At 46.9% G+C, this 475-nt stretch carries 2 tRNA genes; both read left to right on the top strand.

Annotated elements, in window-relative coordinates:
- The first annotated feature begins 96 nt into the window (after window positions 1-96).
- Window positions 97-173 (top strand) — tRNA-Ile (locus IM314_RS21880).
- Between the two features lie 38 nt (window positions 174-211).
- Window positions 212-287 (top strand) — tRNA-Ala (locus IM314_RS21875).
- Window positions 288-475: the final 188 nt, after the last annotated feature.

The raw sequence follows: 475 nt of genomic DNA, 5'->3' as shown, positions 1-475 counted from the left end.
GAACCTGCGGTTGGATCACCTCCTTACCTTAAAGAACCTGCCTTTGCAGTGCTCACACAGATTGTCTGATGAAAAACAGCAGTAAAAAACCTCTACAGGCTTGTAGCTCAGGTGGTTAGAGCGCACCCCTGATAAGGGTGAGGTCGGTGGTTCAAGTCCACTCAGGCCTACCAAATTTGCGAAGCAAATTTGAAGAGGTTGGCAAAACGATGGGGCTATAGCTCAGCTGGGAGAGCGCCTGCTTTGCACGCAGGAGGTCTGCGGTTCGATCCCGCATAGCTCCACCATCTTTTACTGCGAACACAAAAAAACTTCAGAGTGAACCTGAAAAGGTGCACTGCGAAGTTTTGCTCTTTAAAAATCTGGATCAAGCTGAAAATTGAAACGACACATCTTTAATGGTGTGTTCGAGTCTCTCAAATTTTCGCAATCAGAAGTGAAACATCTTCGGGTTGTGAGGTTAAGCGACTAAGCG

This window comes from Enterobacter cloacae complex sp. P42RS (assembly GCF_014930595.1).
GTDB lineage: Bacteria > Pseudomonadota > Gammaproteobacteria > Enterobacterales > Enterobacteriaceae > Enterobacter > Enterobacter bugandensis.
This window is presented reverse-complemented; position numbering and strand designations above follow the sequence as displayed.